At 68.0% G+C, this 15,380-nt stretch carries 14 protein-coding genes and 1 tRNA gene; 1 reads left to right on the top strand and 14 read right to left on the bottom strand.

Translation table 11 applies throughout. The annotated features are described in order from the left end of the window. Window positions 1–112: 112 nt before the first annotated feature. From pepQ to rph, 7 genes are all read right to left on the bottom strand, one after another. Window positions 113–1,444: a Xaa-Pro dipeptidase gene (gene pepQ, locus R1H25_RS19750; protein ID WP_317224412.1), complete on the bottom strand. Its 1,332-nt coding sequence runs from the start codon at window positions 1,442–1,444 to the stop codon at window positions 113–115. A gap of 75 nt (window positions 1,445–1,519) precedes the next feature. Next, the gene (locus R1H25_RS19745) at window positions 1,520–1,891 is read right to left on the bottom strand and encodes a PilZ domain-containing protein (protein ID WP_049443677.1); all 372 of its coding nucleotides are present in this window, start codon (window positions 1,889–1,891) and stop codon (window positions 1,520–1,522) included. Continuing rightward, entirely contained in the window at window positions 1,888–4,167 is a 2,280-nt protein-coding gene (locus tag R1H25_RS19740; RefSeq protein WP_317224411.1) for a DUF1631 family protein, read from the bottom strand. The genes R1H25_RS19745 and R1H25_RS19740 overlap by 4 nt, the downstream gene beginning before the upstream one ends. A 165-nt stretch (window positions 4,168–4,332) precedes the next feature. Beyond that, window positions 4,333–5,559 (bottom strand): radical SAM family heme chaperone HemW, encoded by a 1,227-nt coding sequence (gene hemW / locus R1H25_RS19735; protein WP_317224410.1) that lies wholly within the window; start codon window positions 5,557–5,559, stop codon window positions 4,333–4,335. Between the two features lie 56 nt (window positions 5,560–5,615). Then, window positions 5,616–6,212: an RdgB/HAM1 family non-canonical purine NTP pyrophosphatase gene (gene rdgB / locus R1H25_RS19730; protein WP_049443671.1), complete on the bottom strand. Its 597-nt coding sequence runs from the start codon at window positions 6,210–6,212 to the stop codon at window positions 5,616–5,618. After that, on the bottom strand, window positions 6,209–6,598 hold the full coding sequence (locus R1H25_RS19725; RefSeq protein ID WP_049443669.1) for a VOC family protein: 390 nt from the start codon (window positions 6,596–6,598) through the stop codon (window positions 6,209–6,211). Before R1H25_RS19725 ends, rdgB begins: the two co-directional genes overlap by 4 nt. Beyond that, window positions 6,595–7,320, bottom strand: coding sequence for a ribonuclease PH (gene rph, locus R1H25_RS19720; protein ID WP_005410889.1), 726 nt, complete (start codon window positions 7,318–7,320; stop codon window positions 6,595–6,597). Before rph ends, R1H25_RS19725 begins: the two co-directional genes overlap by 4 nt. A gap of 124 nt (window positions 7,321–7,444) precedes the next feature. On the opposite strand from rph, the gene R1H25_RS19715 reads away from it, so the two are divergent. Next, the gene (locus R1H25_RS19715; RefSeq protein ID WP_019661992.1) at window positions 7,445–8,305 is read left to right on the top strand and encodes a YicC/YloC family endoribonuclease; all 861 of its coding nucleotides are present in this window, start codon (window positions 7,445–7,447) and stop codon (window positions 8,303–8,305) included. A gap of 25 nt (window positions 8,306–8,330) precedes the next feature. On the opposite strand, the gene R1H25_RS19710 is transcribed toward R1H25_RS19715, so the two are convergent. From R1H25_RS19710 to fdhE, 7 genes are all read right to left on the bottom strand, one after another. Beyond that, window positions 8,331–8,984 carry a nucleotidyl transferase AbiEii/AbiGii toxin family protein gene (locus tag R1H25_RS19710; RefSeq protein ID WP_049443667.1) on the bottom strand — a complete coding sequence of 218 codons (654 nt, stop codon included), beginning with the start codon at window positions 8,982–8,984 and terminating at the stop codon, window positions 8,331–8,333. Beyond that, a complete protein-coding gene (locus R1H25_RS19705) occupies window positions 8,981–9,472 on the bottom strand; it encodes a helix-turn-helix domain-containing protein (RefSeq protein ID WP_049443665.1) in 492 nt (163 codons plus the stop codon). Before R1H25_RS19705 ends, R1H25_RS19710 begins: the two co-directional genes overlap by 4 nt. Window positions 9,473–9,542: 70 nt before the next feature. After that, complete coding sequence (gene selD / locus R1H25_RS19700) at window positions 9,543–10,622, bottom strand: selenide, water dikinase SelD (protein WP_317224409.1); 1,080 nt, start codon at window positions 10,620–10,622, stop codon at window positions 9,543–9,545. A gap of 26 nt (window positions 10,623–10,648) precedes the next feature. Then, a tRNA-Sec gene (locus R1H25_RS19695) sits at window positions 10,649–10,744 on the bottom strand. 24 nt (window positions 10,745–10,768) lie between these two features. Further along, window positions 10,769–12,700: a selenocysteine-specific translation elongation factor gene (gene selB / locus R1H25_RS19690; RefSeq protein ID WP_317224408.1), complete on the bottom strand. Its 1,932-nt coding sequence runs from the start codon at window positions 12,698–12,700 to the stop codon at window positions 10,769–10,771. Continuing rightward, window positions 12,697–14,121, bottom strand: coding sequence for an L-seryl-tRNA(Sec) selenium transferase (gene selA, locus R1H25_RS19685; protein ID WP_317224407.1), 1,425 nt, complete (start codon window positions 14,119–14,121; stop codon window positions 12,697–12,699). Before selA ends, selB begins: the two co-directional genes overlap by 4 nt. A 4-nt stretch (window positions 14,122–14,125) precedes the next feature. Next, complete coding sequence (gene fdhE / locus R1H25_RS19680; protein ID WP_317224406.1) at window positions 14,126–15,109, bottom strand: formate dehydrogenase accessory protein FdhE; 984 nt, start codon at window positions 15,107–15,109, stop codon at window positions 14,126–14,128. Window positions 15,110–15,380 lie beyond the last annotated feature (271 nt).

The following is a 15,380-nucleotide window of genomic DNA, read 5'->3' as shown; positions in this document are numbered from 1 at the left end:
GGCGCCATGGATGGCGCCATCGAGCCCCCATGGATGGGTTTACGGCGTGTCCTGCAAACCCACCCCGCCCGGCCAAGCGCGGCTTTTGATTCAACGGGCAACCACGAGGGGCTCAGCCGTTCGCCGCGGCAAACTCCGGCCGCGTCAGGTTGTCCGCCTCGCCCTCGGTGCACAGCACTTCGTCTTCGATGCGGATGCCGCCATATGGACGGAAGAAGTCCACGCGCTCCCAGTTGATCGCGTCGCCATGGCCGGCGTCCTTCACTTCGTTCAACAGCATGTCGATGAAGTACAGGCCCGGTTCGATGGTCACCACCATGCCCGGTTCCAGCACGCGGGTCAGGCGCAGGTACGGGTGGCCGGCCGGGCGCTCGATGCGGCCGCCCTCGTCGCTGGCCGCGAAACCGGCCACGTCGTGCACCTGCAGGCCGATCAGGTGGCCGATGCCGTGCGGGAAGAATGCGGCGCTGACGCCGGTCTCCAGCGCGGTCTGCGGCGAGACCTTGATCACGCCGAAGTCCTTCAGCACGCCCATCAGCGAAAGATGCGCGTCCACATGCAGCTGCTTGTAGTCGAAGCCCGGACGCACCGCCGCGCACATCTTCTGCTGGGCGGCATCGACGGCGGCGATCATCGCCGCGAATTCGTCGTGGCCCTGCGCGGCGTAGGTGCGGGTGATGTCACTGGCGTAGCCGTGCGCGCTGGCACCGGCATCGATCAGGAAGCTGCGCAGCGGCTGCGGTGCCTTGCGGCCAAGCTCGGTGTAATGCAGCACGGCGGCATGTTCGTTCAGCGCTACGATGTTGCCGTAGGGCAGCTCGTTGGCATCCTGGCCCACGGCCTGGCAGTACGCCATGTGGATGCTGAACTCGTCGGCGCCGTTGCGGAACGCGGCTTCGGCAGCGCGGTGGCCGCGCACACCCAGCACCTGCGCCTGGCGCATCAGCGCGATTTCATACGGCGTCTTGCTGCCGCGGTGCCATTCCAGGTAGTTCACTACCGGCGCCGGATTGTTCGGCACGTAGTTGCCCAGCGCGCTCTGCGGCTCGCCGAGGATCGCGCAGCGCGACGGGTCGGCCGGTAGCAGGGCCAGCGCTTCTTCCGGCTTGCGGATGATGTGGATGTCGAAGTGCTCCACCCACCAGCCACTCGGCGCATCGGGTACCACGTGCCAGTAATCGAAGGGCTGGTGGAAGATCACTGCCGGACGCTTGCCGGGGGTGAACACGATCCAGCTGTTGGGCACGCGGGTCAGCGGCAGCCAGGCCTTGAACTGCGGATTGACCGCATACGGGTAGTCGCGGTCGTCGAACACCTGGTAGTGCAGGGTGCCGCTGGGCACCACCAGGTGATCGAAGCCGCCGCGGGCCAGCGCCTGTTCGGCGCGTCGACAGAGCACGGCCAGGTGGTCGGAATACAGGGCGCCGGGGTCTTGCTGGATCATTGCGGTGGCTCGACACGGAAAACGGCCCTAGATTCTGCCGCATACCGCGAAAAACCGCTGTGCCGGAACCGGCACTCAGGCCGTCGAAACCGGTCCCTCGTCGCTGTCTTCGCCCACCCACTGGCGCAGCAGCTGCCGATGTTCGCGTGACAGGGTCAGGAAGCGGAAGCCGGTCCAGCTCTGCCCGGGAACGTGCGCGGGCTCACTCCACAGCAGATGCACGCCCACATCAATGTCCTGCTGGCGGCCGTCACCCAGTGGCAGCGGGAAGCGCAGCTGGTACAGCGCATCCTCGCGCAGTGGTGCGCTGGCCAGCATCAGCATGCCGGTTTCGGAAACATTGCCGAGACGGCCCACCACGCATTCGCGCATCTGGTCGGTGACCGGGACCAGATCCGAGACCTGGCGGCGCGGCGCGCGACGGGTGTCCTGCGGCTGGGTAGTCATGCGGAAGTCTCCTGCGTGTGGCCGGCCGCCAACGCGCGCAACGCGCCAAGGCTGGCTTCCCAGGCGCGGTCGACCAGCCGGGCCTTGTCTTCGGTGACCAGCTGCGCACGGCCGGCGCTGACCTGCCGGGCTAGCGTATCCAGGTCGGTATCGGCGATCTTCTGCCCGCGCGGATTGACGAACAGGGCGTGGCCGGTCAGCAGGCTGTACCAGGACAGGCGCTGGCGGCGCAGCGTGCCATCACCGGTGTCGATGTCGAACCAGCTGCCGAACGGCAGCGTGGACAGCTGCTGGTAGGCCGCTTCTTCGGCACTGCTGCGGGGCGTTGCAGGCGCGGTGCCGGTGGGCGTACCGGCGTGCTCGCCCAGACGCGCACGTGCTTTCAGGCGGGCACTGAGTTCGGTACGCGAGGTGCTCTCGTCCTCGCCGCCGGGCGTAGCCAGCCTGCGCGCGACGGCGGCGGCTTCTTCGGCGTGGTAGCCGACCTGCAGCAGGGCGGCCTCGACGTCGGCGGCGAGCGCGGCATCGGTGCCATCAGGGGCATCAACGGCCTGCGCGGTGATGGCGGCGATGCGCTGGGTCTGCTGCAGACGTTCCTGCCACTGCGGTGAGTCGTCGCCGTGGCGCAGGCGGGTCAGGGTCAGGGCGTCGGCCCAGGCCTGGCGCAGCAGGGTCTGCACGAAGCGCGGTGGCGACTGCGCTTCGCAGCACTGGTCGATCTGTGCGGTGGCCTGGCGACGAGCCAGTTCCAAACGCTCCTTGCCGCGCGCGGCTTCCACATGGCGGCGCTCGGCCAGTTCGGCACGATGGGCCGCCGCGCGCTGGTGCTGCTGCACGTCTTCGTTGGCGGCGGCGAAGGCGTCCGGCGCCCGTGCGTCCTGGCCCAGCAGGCCCTGCACGCTCTGCGCCATGCGCTGCAGCAACTGCGGGTCGACATCATCGTCGCCCAGCCAGTTGGCGCCGACTTCGGCAATCTGGTTGAGCAGTTCGCGCGCCGGGTGCTCGTCGCGTACGAAGAAGCCCGGATCGGCCATGGCCGCGCGTGCCAAGGGCACCTGCAGGCGCGCCAGCAGGGCGGCCGGCACCGGGTCCGGGCGTTGTTGCTGCTGTACCTGCTGCATCAGCATGCGCAGCAGGTCGAGGTTGTCACGGTCGTGGCTGCCCAGCTGCGCCTGTGTCCCGTGCTCACTGCGCAGCTGCGCCACTACGGCGGCCTGCAGGTCGGCGACGCCGGTGGCCGAGCTGGACTGGGCCTGCAGGCGCGCGAGCACCGCGTCAACTGCCGCGCTTGGCACCGCATCGCGGTCCGCGGGTGCTGTGCTGGCATGGCGTGCCTGCTGCAGCAGCTCATGCAGCGCGCTGCCGGTGGAGGTGGTCAGGCCGGGCAGGGCCGTGCCGGCTGCGCCGCCATCCTGGAAAGCGTCCTGCACCAGACTCGACCAGGAACCGGCGGGTGCCGATCCGTTCCACCCGGTCAGTGGCGCCGCGGCGCGCTTGGCTGGCTGGGTGGTACGTCCACCGCCCACCGACTGGGTGATGATCCGCCGCGTGCTCGACGAGCGCGCCAGGTAGGGGGTGTAGACCAGGCCGGGCAGCACGCCGTTCTGCGCCAGCAGGGCATTGGCGCGGTCGAGGATGTCGCCCAGGCGTTCCAGCACCTGGCGCTCGAAGCTGCGATACAGCGCCAACTGGACTTCCACGCCGAGCGCATCCTGTTCGGCGATCCGGCGCAGCATCGCGCACAGTGCCTGCGGGGCCAGCGGCAGGGTGTCGGCCTCGAAGGCCGGTGCCGCGGCCAGTACGCCCAGCCGTTGGCCCAGCAGGTTCAGCGTGTTGGTCGAACGCAGCGTTTCCCGCCGCACCATCTCGGTCAGCAGCAGGTCGCGGTCCACTTCATGTTCATCGACCAGCGACAGCCCGAGCATGCCGGGCAATGGCGGCGGCGTGGCAGCGGTTGGGCTGCCGGCAGCGGGTTCGCGCAAACGTATCAGCGCGTCGGCCACGGCATCGAGCATGCGGTCGGCGAAATGGCCGGAGAAGGCGTGCAGCTGGCCGCGCTGGGCCATCAGTTCGGCCTGCAGCTGTGGATTGCGCGCGCGATCGGCGTCGTGCAACAGCGCCTGTTCCAGCGCTTCGACGGTCAGGATCAGAGGGGCGGCCAGCGTCTGCCGGCACAGGCCGATCAAGCCGCCCAGCAGCTCACGCACCCGCGGTGGCAGGTTACTGGCAGCCAGACGGGCGTTGTCGGCAGAGGTTATGGAGAAGACAGCTGACATCGGCAGGCGGTACCCGGATTCCCGCGGATCGATCTTGTGAATCTACCGTGTCGGCCGCCGTCGGCGCTACTTTAGGGTGAATGTGCACTCCGTTCGCCAGGCATGGCCCGACGGATGAACGGTCGCGCCGACCGTTGGCCGGCACGACCCTCTGTCACGCGAGCATCAATCTTCCAGGAACAGGCTCACCACATCGTTGGTGAAGCGGCGGCCCAGTTCGGTCGGCTGCACATGCCCATCCGTCACGTCCAGCCAGCCGCGCTGCACGGCCTCGGCCAGCGGTGCGTCCAGCACGCTGCGCGGCAGCCCGGTGCGCGACTCGAAATCGCGCAGGCCGAAACCTTCGTGCAGGCGCAGCAGATTCAGCATGTACTCGAAGGGCAGGCGCTCAGGCGCGATCACATCGTCACCCCCGAACGAGGCCGGGGTGCCCGCGCTGTCCAGATAAGCCTGCGGATGCTTCAGCTTCCAGCGTCGCAGCACGTGTTCCTCGGCGCCCGAGCTGATCTTGCCGTGCGCGCCGGCACCGATGCCCAGGTAATCGCCGAAGCGCCAGTAGTTCAGGTTGTGCGCGCTCTGCCGGCCAGCGCGTGCGTAGGCGCTCACCTCGTACTGGCCGAAACCGGCCTGCGCCAGCAGCGCCTGGCAGTGTTCCTGCATGTCCCAGGCGTTGTCTTCATCGGGAATGCCCTGCGGCGGCCGCGCGAAGAACACCGTGTTCGGTTCCAGGGTCAGCTGGTAGTGCGAGATGTGCGCCGGCTGCAGCGCGAATGCACGTTCCAGGTCGGCCTCGGCGCCGGCCAGGGTCTGTTCCGGCAGCGCGTACATCAGGTCGATGTTGAAGTTGTCGTAGCCCGCGTCCTGCGCCATCTTCACTGCGCGCTCGGCTTCGCCACTGTCGTGGATGCGGCCCAGGCGCTTGAGCATGGCGTCGTCGAAACTCTGGATGCCGAAGCTGAGGCGGTTGACGCCGGCCGCGCGGTAGCGGTCGAAGCGGCCATGCTCGGCGGTGCCCGGGTTGGTTTCCAGGGTGATTTCGGCGTTGGGGGCAAAGCGCAGGCGCGCGCTGGCCTGCTGCAGGAAGCGGTCGATCGCCTCCGGCGGAAACAGGCTGGGCGTCCCGCCACCGAAGAACACGCTGTGCACCACCCGGCCCCAGACCAGTGGCAGGTCCTGGTCCAGATCGCGCAGCAGTGCATCGATGTAGGCGTCGAACGGCAGCTCGCCCTTGGCCTGGTGCGAATTGAAATCGCAGTACGGGCATTTGCGCACGCACCAGGGCAGGTGCACGTACAACGACAGCGGTGGTGGCACCAGTCGCGGCGGGCTGTCGTGGTCAGCGGAGCAGGCTTCGCCGGGCAGGTGGTTGCAGTGGTCGTGGGCGTGCGGCATGGGCTTCTTCGGTAGTGCCGGCCGCTGGCCGGCTTCCCTGGTTCGATCGGGTGGCGTCAGTACAGCGTCGCCAGCTGCTGCTTGAGCTGCTGCAGGGCAATGGCGCGGTGGCTGATGGCGTTCTTCAATGCCGGCTCCATTTCCGCGGCGGTCAGGCCGTGGGTGGTGTCCAGGAACACCGGGTTGTAGCCAAAACCATTCGTACCACGCAGTTCGCGGATAATCTGGCCTTCCCAGCGGCCTTCACAGATCAGCGGCTGCGGGTCGGTGGCGTGGCGCAGCAGCACGATCACCGCATAGAAGCGGGCGCTGCGCTGGCCATCGGGAACGTCATTCATTGCGTCCAGCAGCTTGGCGTTGTTGGCCGCGGCGTTGGTCGGGTGGCCCGCGTAGCGCGCGCTGTACAGGCCCGGCGCACCGCCGAGGGCATCGACGATCAGGCCCGAATCATCGGCCAGCGCCGGCAGGCCGGTCGCTTCGCAGGCCGCGCGCGCCTTCAGCAGCGCGTTCTCGACGAAGGTCAGGCCGGTCTCATCCACGTCGCCCAGGCCCAGTTCGGCGGCCGAGGTGATCTGCAGCGGCAGGTCGGCGAGGATCTCCTGCATCTCCACCAGCTTGCCGGCGTTGTGGCTGGCCAGTACCAGTTTCTTCATTGGCGGGGCTCCAGCAGGTCCCAGGTGTTGCCATACAGATCGCGGAACACCGCGACCGTTGCATAGGGCTCTTCGCGCGGCGCTTCCAGGAACTCGACGCCGGCGGCGACCATCGCCGCGTGGTCGCGATGGAAGTCATCGGTGTTGAGGAAGAAGCCGACGCGGCCACCGGTCTGGTTGCCGATGCGGCTGCGCTGTTCCTCGTTGCTGGCGCGGGCCAGCAGCAGGGCGGCGGCGCTGCCGTCGGTCGGCCCCACCACCACCCAGCGCTTGTGGCCCTGGTCGATGTCTTCCAGCAGTGCGAAGCCAAGCTTGCCGGTGTACCAGGCAATGGCTTCGTCATAGTCGGCCACCACCAGGGTGGTCAGGGCGATGCGGCGGTTCATGCCGACAGCGCCGCCTGCTGTGCGGCCAGCAGTTCGCCCACGCCCTTCTCGGCCAGGCCCAGCAGCGCATCCAGTTCATCGCGGCGGAAGGCATGGCCTTCGGCGGTGCCCTGCAGCTCGATGAAGCCGCCACCGTCGTTCATCACCACGTTCATGTCGGTGTCGCAGTCGCTGTCTTCGGCGTAGTCCAGGTCCAGCACCGGGGTGCCGCGGTAGACGCCCACCGACACCGCTGCCACCGCGCCCAGGATCGGGTTGCGCTTGATGTCGCCGCGCTTCATCAGCACGTTCACCGCATCGACCAGGGCCACATAGGCGCCGGTGATGGCGGCGGTGCGGGTGCCACCGTCGGCCTGCAGCACGTCGCAGTCGAGGGTGATGGTGCGCTCGCCCAGCGCGTTGCGGTCCACGCAGGCACGCAGGCTGCGGCCGATCAGGCGCTGGATCTCCAGCGTGCGGCCACCCTGCTTGCCACGGGCCGCTTCGCGGTCGCTGCGGGTGTGGGTGGCGCGCGGCAGCATGCCGTACTCGGCGGTCACCCAGCCTTCGCCCTTGCCACGCAGGAAGCCCGGCACGCGGTTCTCGACGCTGGCGGTGCACAGCACACGGGTTTCACCGAAGCACACCAGCACCGAACCTTCGGCATGGCGGGTGAAGCCGCGTTGGATGACGACCGGGCGGAGCTGGTCGGGCTGGCGGCCGCTGGGGCGGGAATCGGACATGGTGCGGGTTCCGTAATGGCGAGTGAGTACGCCGCCACGCCCGCGGCCTTCACGGGGCGGGCAAGGGGGCTCTGGTGAGGGCGCTAGGGTACCATTCCCCCTTTGCACGCACCGGACACAATCCATGATTCGAAGCATGACCGCCTATGCCGGCGGCGAGCGGGTCACCCCTTGGGGCACGCTGGGCTGCGAGCTGCGCTCGGTCAACCACCGTTTCCTGGAGGTCGGCACCCGCCTGCCCGAGGAACTGCGCGCGCTCGAACCGCAGTTGCGCGAGCGCATCGCCGCACGTCTGAGCCGCGGCAAGCTGGATCTGGTGATGCGCCTGCGCGCGCCGGAAGCGGCGGCCAACCTGCAGGTGGACGAGGCCCTGCTGGGCCAGCTGGGCCGCCTGGCCCACCGCCTGACCTCTGATTTCCCCAACCTGCAGGTCAGCTTCACCGACCTGCTGCAGCTGCCGGGCGTGACCCGTGGCGAGGCCACCGATGCCGCCGCCCTGCAGGTCGAGGCGCTGGCGCTGCTGGACCAGGTGCTGGATGGCTTCGTCGAGGCCCGTGAGCGCGAAGGCGGCAAGTTGTCTGCGGCCATCAGCGAGCGTGTGGACGGCATCGAGCGCATCGCCACCGAAGTGCGCACGCTGATTCCGGCCATTCGCGACGGCCAGCGCGCCAAGCTGGCCGCCCGTCTGGCTGACCTGCCGCACCCGGTCGACCCGGGCCGTGCGGAGCAGGAGCTGGTGCTGTGGCTGCAGAAGCTGGACGTGGATGAAGAGCTGGACCGCCTTGGCAGCCATATCGTCGAGATCCGCCGCGTGCTCAAGCAGCGCGAGCCGGTCGGCCGCCGCCTGGACTTCCTGCTGCAGGAGTTCAACCGCGAAGCCAACACGCTGGGGTCGAAGTCGGTGGACAGCCGCACGTCCAATGCCGCGGTGGAGCTGAAGGTGCTGATCGACCAGATCCGCGAACAGGTGCAGAACATCGAGTGATGTTCCGCGCAATTGCCTGGGAGGATCACAGTCCTTCCAGGTAGTCCCCGGCTATCGCGACGCAGTGGTCGAAGTCTGGCGTGTAGTCCAGCGTGTCGATGGCCTTGAACGCAATCTTCAATGTCGGATGGGGATTGCGGATCTGATCAAGAAACGTTGATCGATGGCGGACCAGTGCGTCTGCGGCGGCCGCCAGCGCGTCCGGCTCGCGTTCGATGACCAGCGCAAGATCGAACAGGTCTCGGGCCGTTGTTCGATGCCCCCGATGGAACATTTTCTTGGCGATGATTTCCGCCGACGTTTCCACCCGTATGCGCTGACCATCGATCATCCATTCCTCCCAGGCGTCATCGAGAAGATTGGGGGCCGCGACGAAATCCACCTCGCCTTCCTCGAACTGCAGCTTTACCCAGGCGCTGGGATCTTCGCTGTAGTCGCCGGTAAGGCTCGCGGCCACATCGCTCAAGCGGGGAGTAACGAACCCCAGGTACTGGGGATTCGGCACGAAGATGTCGATGTCCTTGCTGAGCCGGTGCCGATGTCGAAACATCAGCACCGTTCCGCCGCCCAAGGTCCAGAACGGATCGGTGATGCCGCCGTGGCGCTGGATCTCCCCGATGAGGACAAGCGCCCGAGGCAGCAGCGCCTGCCAGGCGCCGGCCGGCAATTCGCGGTTCACATCCACAGGTCCTTGCGATGGGCAGAAAGTGTGTTGGCCATCTTCGCCACGTTGCGCCAGATGCGCCGTGGTGGCATCTGCGCGCCGATTGCAGCTTCTTCGACCGCCATCACCATCATGGCGGGAGGGGCTTCATCCAGCAGGTGCGCCATCTGCGCCGCGTAGGTGGCAGGAACTTCCCCACTGACCAGCACGCGCGCCAGCTCGCCAGCCGTCAGTTCGCTTGCGTAGCTCACGTTGGCGGTGCGTGCGGCCATTTTCAGGCCTTGCTTGCGCAGCCGGCTTTCGGTGGTGGGTGCCGGTACATCCAGACCGAGCACGGCCATCACCTGTCCCACGCGATTGACACCCAGGTCACTCAGGGTGCCCCCTTCCAGCCCGACCACGGTTTGCCGGGAAAGGCCGCTGAGATGAGCCAGTTGGCCTTGCGACAGACCAAGCTGCTCACGGCGGGCGCGAACCGCCTTGCCGATGTCGATCAGGTTCATGGCTTGATTGTCCAATATTTTGGACACCATTCAAGTGCCCGGAAGCGGCACGTTGGCAAACCTTCACGTCTCAAACCACGCTGATGCCCGGCGCTCCTTCGCCCAAACGCCCCACCACGGCTGCCTGGCCGAACCCCGCGTCGTGGAAGCAGGCCAGCACCGCATCCACCGCCTCCGGGGCGCAGGACACCAGCAGGCCGCCGCTGGTCTGCGGGTCGGTCAGCAGTGGCTGCCAGTGGCCGGCCAAGCGCTCGGCGAAGCGCACTTCGGCGCCGTACGAGGCCCAGTTGCGGTTGGAGGCGCCGGTCACGCAGCCACGCTGCAGCAGCTCCAGCGTCTGCGGCAGCAGCGGGATCTGCGCGCTGTCCACTTCGGCGGCAACGCCACTGGCGCGGCACACTTCCAGCAGGTGGCCGAGCAGGCCGAAGCCGGTGACATCGGTCATGGCGTGCACGCCGTCCAGCGCGGCCAGAGGCACGCCCACGGTGTTCAGGCGGGTGGTCGACGCGACCATCTGCCGGTAGCCCTCGGCATCCAGCACTTCTTTTTTCAGCGCTGACGAATACACGCCCACGCCCAATGGTTTGCCCAGCACCAGCGCGTCGCCGGCGCGGGCATCGGCATTGCGCTTGAGCCGCTGCGGATCGAGCACGCCGATCGCAGCCAGGCCGTAGATGGGTTCCACCGAATCGATGCTGTGGCCGCCGGCCACCACGATGCCGGCATCGGCGCAGGCGCGTTCGCCCCCCTGAAGGATGCCGCGGATGGTGTCCTGCGGCAGGGTGTTGATCGGCATGCCGACGATGGCCAGTGCGAACAGCGGGCGCGCGCCCATCGCATACAGGTCCGACAGCGCGTTGGTGGCGGCGATGCGGCCGAAGTCGAATGGATCGTCGACGATCGGCATGAAGAAATCAGTGGTGGCGACAATGGCCTGGCGGTCATCGAGGCGGTACACCGCCGCGTCGTCGCTGGTCTCGCGGCCGACCAGCAGTTCAGCCGGTGCCGGAAGCGCTGGAATGCCGCGCAGCAGTTCGGTCAGCACGCCCGGCGCGATCTTGCAGCCGCAGCCACCACCGTGTGCCAGCGAGGTCAGTCGTTGCGGGGCATCGGCCGTTGAAGGGGCGGGGGACTGCGCGTGCGTGGCCATGCCGACATCTCCTGCGGAAACACGAATGGCGGAAGGCAGCAGGAGTCGAACCTACCAGGGAACGATCGACGCCCCCTACTGGGTTTGAAGCCCAGCCGCATGCCCGGATGCGCATGCCTTCCGAAAGTACGGCGGTACCGGTGGGCTCAGTCGCGGGCTGCGTTCCACTGCAGGTCGCCGCGCGGCCGATGCTGGTCACCGACGCGTCGAGTGTAGCCAACGCGATTGAAGAACTCCAAGATCTGGATACTGCGTTTGCGGCCCAGGCCGATGGCATCGCGGAAGGCTGCCGCATCCACCGTGCCGCTGGCCTGTGACAGCTGCGCGACGATGGCGGCGAGTTCCGAAATGCGCGCGGGTGCATAGAACAGGTCCGGCACCACTTGAAACAGTTCGCCACGTGCGGCGGCGCGGCGCAGGACGGCGCGGACCTCGTCTTCGGCCAGTCCGAAGTCGGCGGCCAGGGTACGCACCCACGGTGGATCGAAGCCGCCGGCGAGCAACTGAGGTAGCACGCGGTCCAGCAGCAAGCGTTCGCGTTCCGGTGGCGCATGGTCGTGGCCGGGCAGGCGCCACCACGCACCCGCGCGCTGCACGAGGCTGTCTTCAAGCAGGTCCTGCAGCAGGGCGTTCCACAGTCCTGCTGCCAATGCAGGAAGGGTGCTGCGCTGCAGGCGCCCGCTGTCGACACCCGGCTCGTCCGGGCGTCGCTCATGCCATCCACGCAGTGAGGTGATCACCTGCTCGCGCAATGCCTGCCAATGCGAGTCAAGGATGATCACCGTGTCTTCGCGGGTGGCGATGTGTCGCGTGTCTGCAGGAAGATCGATCCGGTCGGCCGCGCGCCGGCAGTACCGTTGCAGCGCGGCCATGGGTATGCCGGAGGGCGCCTGCTGCAACAGCGGGCCGATTCCCGCACCTGCGGCCAGCTGCTCCAGTGCTCCCAGCCAGGCGAGCCGTGCGGGGCTGCGCCGGCGCCGCTGCGGCGGATCCGGGTCGAGCACGATGCCACCGCCCAGCGTGTGGGTGGCCGCTGAATCGCGGGCAATGAAGCGATCGCCACACATCGCACAGACGGGTGCATCGAACACCAGTTGCACCAACTGCCCATTGCCGTGATCGTCGTCCTCCAGCAGCACCACATGGGCCTGCCGGTGCATCGTGCCCCAGTGGATATGCAGCGGCGCCCAGTCGCGCAACGGTGCGGACAACGCGGAAAGACGCAGGCGCACATCGACTCGGGAGGTCGCCAGCAGGGCGCGCGGGTCGGCGATCCAGTCGCCACGGTGGATGTCATCACGGCCGATGGCCGCCAGGTTCAGCGCGCAGCGCTGCCCGGCCATCGCGTGGTCGCTGGCCTGGTTCTGTGCGTGGATGCTGCGCACGCGTACGTCGGTGGCGGCGGGCATCCGCTGCAGGTGGTCGCCCACCATGGCGACGCCGCCATGCACTGCGCCGGTCACCAGCGTGCCGTGGCCGGCCAGCGAGAACACACGGTCCACCGGCATGCGGAACAGTTCGCTGCGCAGTTCGGCCTGGCGCGTGCTGGCATCGTCCGCCGCCCACGCGTGCAGCTGGGTACGCAGTGCGCTGATGCCGGCATCGTCGGGTGCGGTGCTGTTGCAGGCGAACAGAGGGGAATCCTGCAACGGTGTCGCGGCCAGCAGCGCAGCGATCTCGATCTCGACCCGGGCGATGCGCGCCGCATCCACACGGTCGATCTTGGTCAGCGCCACAGCCCCCCGGTTCACGCCCAGCAGTTGCAGGATCGCCAGATGCTCGCGGGTCTGTGGCATCACGCCGTCGTCGGCAGCGATCACCAGCAGGGCGACATCGATACCGGTGGCACCGGCCACCATCGTGTGCACGAAGCGCTCATGGCCCGGCACGTCGACGAAACCCAGCGTCGCGGCCGGGCCTTCGACGTCCGTGCTTTCCACCGGGACATAGGCGTAGCCCAGTTCGATCGATATGCCGCGCGTACGCTCTTCCTGCAGGCGATCGGTTTCGATGCCGGTCAGTGCGCGTACCAGGCTTGTCTTGCCATGGTCGATATGCCCGGCGGTGCCGACGATCATGCCTGCAGCATGCTCCATTGGGCGAGGAGGGCCGCTTCGTCCCCGGGTTCCAGGCAGCGCAGGTCCAGCCACAACGCGTCATCGGCGATGCGGCCCAGCACCGGGCGCGGTAGCTGGCGCAAGCGCTTGGCCAGGCGATCCAGCCCGCCACGGCGTGCGCTGGTGATGCGCAGTCCGGCGCTGGCCAGCTGTGCCTGTGGCTGCGCGCCGCTGCCGACCTGGCTGTGCATGGACGCAGGCTCGAGGGTGTAGTCCGTCGTCAGTGAGGCACGCATCGGCTGCAGCAGGCGATGGGCCTGCGCAGCAACGTCATCCTGCGTGCGCGACAGGGTGCGCAGGGTGGGCAGCCTCTGTGTCAGCAGCTCCGGTTCGCGGTACAGGGCCAGCACCGCTTCCAGCGCAGCCAGTCCCATCTTGTCCATGCGCAGTGCCCGCTTGAGCGGGTTGCGGTTGATCCGCGCGATCAGGTCGGCGCGGCCGGCGATGATGCCGGCCTGCGGACCCCCCAGCAGCTTGTCGCCGCTGAACGAAACCAGATCGGCGCCGGCCGCCAGCGTTTCCTGCACGGTGGGTTCGTGCGGCAGACCGAACGTGGCCAGATCGCACAGGCTGCCACTGCCCAGGTCCACCATCAGCGGCAGGCCATGCGCGTGCGCGATCGCGGCCATCGCCGCGGTGTCGACCTTGGCGGTGAAACCAGTGATCGCGTAGTTGCTGGCATGCACCTCCATCAGCAGCGCTGTGCGCGCGCCGATGGCGTTGGTGAAGTCGGCCGCATGGGTGCGGTTGGTGGTACCCACTTCCAGCAGCCGAGCGCCGGCGCTGCGCATCACATCCGGGATGCGGAAAGCGCCGCCGATCTCCACCAGTTCGCCTCGCGACACCACCACATCGCGGCGGTTGGCGAGGCTGTTGAGCAGCAGCAGGACCGCTGCCGCATTGTTGTTGACCACAGTGGCGGCTTCGGCACCGGTCAGCTCGCAGATCAGTGCCTGTACCCGCGCGTCGCGGTCGCCGCGACGGCCACGTACGACGTCGAACTCCAGGTCCACCGGCGCGGTCATCGCGCGGGTGACTGCGTGTACGGCGGCATCGGGAAGCAATGCGCGGCCGAGATTGGTGTGCAGCACGGTGCCGGTCAGGTTGAACATCGGCTGCAGGTCCAACCGTGCATCGGCTGCGAGTGCGGCCTCGACCGCTGCGGCCAGCGCTGGGCCCTCAACCGCTTCCTGCAGCTGCGCGGTCGACAACTGGCCGGCGCTGATACGCTCACGCAGCACCTGCAGGTGCGAACGCAGCAGCTGGGTGATGCGGCTTCGACCGTGGCCTTCGATCAGTGGCGCCAGTGCAGGCAGGCGCAGCACCCGGTCCAGCGAGGGCAGGGCGGAAACCGATGCCGGGGTGGGGGGCGTGGCGCTCATCGCCTCAATCGCCGTCGGATTGCCACAACAGCGGACTCTGGCTGGCGCGCGCATAGCCTTCCTCGGCCAGCAGCAGATCCAGCGCCAGCGTGCCGAGGTCATCGGCAACCGGCTCCAGTGACGGGTCTTTCTCCAGATACAGGATCTTGCGGTAGCTGTGGCAGTGGTCGCAGGTCTCGGCACGCACCGCGCTCTCGCGCACCGCCTCGCCGCTGTCGCCGTCCACATCGGCCAGGGCGCGATAGGCGATGTCCTTGCCGGAGGCACCACACTGGCTGCACTGCACGCGCACGTAGTGCCACTGGCAGGCGCACAGCGAGCACGACAAGTAGCGGTAGGACGCATAGGGCGGCCGCGCCTGCACTACGCTGACCACCGGTAGCGAGCCGCACAACGGGCACAGGCCGGGTGCATCGGCCAACGGTTTGAGGTCGGTGGGGCGGAAGCTATCCGTCAGTACCGCCCAATAAGCCTGCAGTGCATTCATGACCAGCAGCGCAGCGACCGCATCTACCGACGGCGCGTCATCGCGCTCCAGCACGGCATGCGCCTGCGCATCCAGCCAGGCATCGTCGGCCGCGGCGACGCGCTGCAGCTCCTGGCGGGTTTCCACCGGAAGCCCGGCCTCGTCGGCACAGTGCTGGCACAGCGTGCGCAACCAGTCGCGCCAGCGTCCATCCAGTTGAAGCGTGTTGGCCGGCCGCAACGGCATGCCGGCACCGGCCGCCGCACTCGACTGCTGCGCACGTGCGTGCGACTGCAGCGCCTCGCGTTGCTGCGGTGTCAGCTCGTCCAGCAGCGCCTGCTGTGCATCGGCCAGCGCCGCCAGCAGCTGCAGGTAGCCGCCGATGGCACTGCGCGCAGCCAGGCTGCGCAGGCGCGTCGCGCGCTCAGCAAACAGGGACGTGACATCGGGCAGGATGATGCGCGGGACATCGCGCGAGGCGAGCGTCTCGATCTCACCGGGTTCAAGGATGCGTTGCGCCATGCAGGGCCGGCCAGAAGAACCAGGCTCCATCCTCGCCGTTGTCGGCGCTGGCGTCCAGCGTGTTCAAACAACGCAGTCGAGCAAAGCAGTCGAGCATGGCTCGACTCTACAAAATTCGGTTTCGGTCGTTGCCATGTTCATTGTGTCGACCAAGGTTGACACCCACCAAGAGCAGCTCATGCCATTCCGACAGCAGCGGGAAACTGTCGAAGGCGAGGTGGGTCCGGTTGCGGGGGTGTCCGCGGCATGGATGCCGCGGCCAAGCCCCCAA

It is taken from the genome of Stenotrophomonas veracruzanensis, assembly GCF_032911525.1.
In the GTDB taxonomy this organism is placed as follows: domain Bacteria; phylum Pseudomonadota; class Gammaproteobacteria; order Xanthomonadales; family Xanthomonadaceae; genus Stenotrophomonas; species Stenotrophomonas africana.
This window is presented reverse-complemented; position numbering and strand designations above follow the sequence as displayed.

Coding starts and splice junctions, on each gene's coding strand:
- R1H25_RS19715 (WP_019661992.1), top strand. CDS start 7,445: ATGATTCGAAGCATGACCGCCTATGCCGGCGGCGAGCGGGTCACCCCT.
- selD (WP_317224409.1), bottom strand. CDS start 10,622: ATGGCCACGCACGCGCAGTCCCCCGCCCCTTCAACGGCCGATGCCCCG.
- R1H25_RS19705 (WP_049443665.1), bottom strand. CDS start 9,472: ATGAACCTGATCGACATCGGCAAGGCGGTTCGCGCCCGCCGTGAGCAG.
- selB (WP_317224408.1), bottom strand. CDS start 12,700: ATGATCGTCGGCACCGCCGGGCATATCGACCATGGCAAGACAAGCCTG.
- R1H25_RS19745 (WP_049443677.1), bottom strand. CDS start 1,891: ATGACTACCCAGCCGCAGGACACCCGTCGCGCGCCGCGCCGCCAGGTC.
- R1H25_RS19725 (WP_049443669.1), bottom strand. CDS start 6,598: ATGAACCGCCGCATCGCCCTGACCACCCTGGTGGTGGCCGACTATGAC.
- hemW (WP_317224410.1), bottom strand. CDS start 5,559: ATGCCGCACGCCCACGACCACTGCAACCACCTGCCCGGCGAAGCCTGC.
- R1H25_RS19740 (WP_317224411.1), bottom strand. CDS start 4,167: ATGTCAGCTGTCTTCTCCATAACCTCTGCCGACAACGCCCGTCTGGCT.
- rdgB (WP_049443671.1), bottom strand. CDS start 6,212: ATGAAGAAACTGGTACTGGCCAGCCACAACGCCGGCAAGCTGGTGGAG.
- selA (WP_317224407.1), bottom strand. CDS start 14,121: ATGAGCGCCACGCCCCCCACCCCGGCATCGGTTTCCGCCCTGCCCTCG.
- rph (WP_005410889.1), bottom strand. CDS start 7,320: ATGTCCGATTCCCGCCCCAGCGGCCGCCAGCCCGACCAGCTCCGCCCG.
- pepQ (WP_317224412.1), bottom strand. CDS start 1,444: ATGATCCAGCAAGACCCCGGCGCCCTGTATTCCGACCACCTGGCCGTG.
- fdhE (WP_317224406.1), bottom strand. CDS start 15,109: ATGGCGCAACGCATCCTTGAACCCGGTGAGATCGAGACGCTCGCCTCG.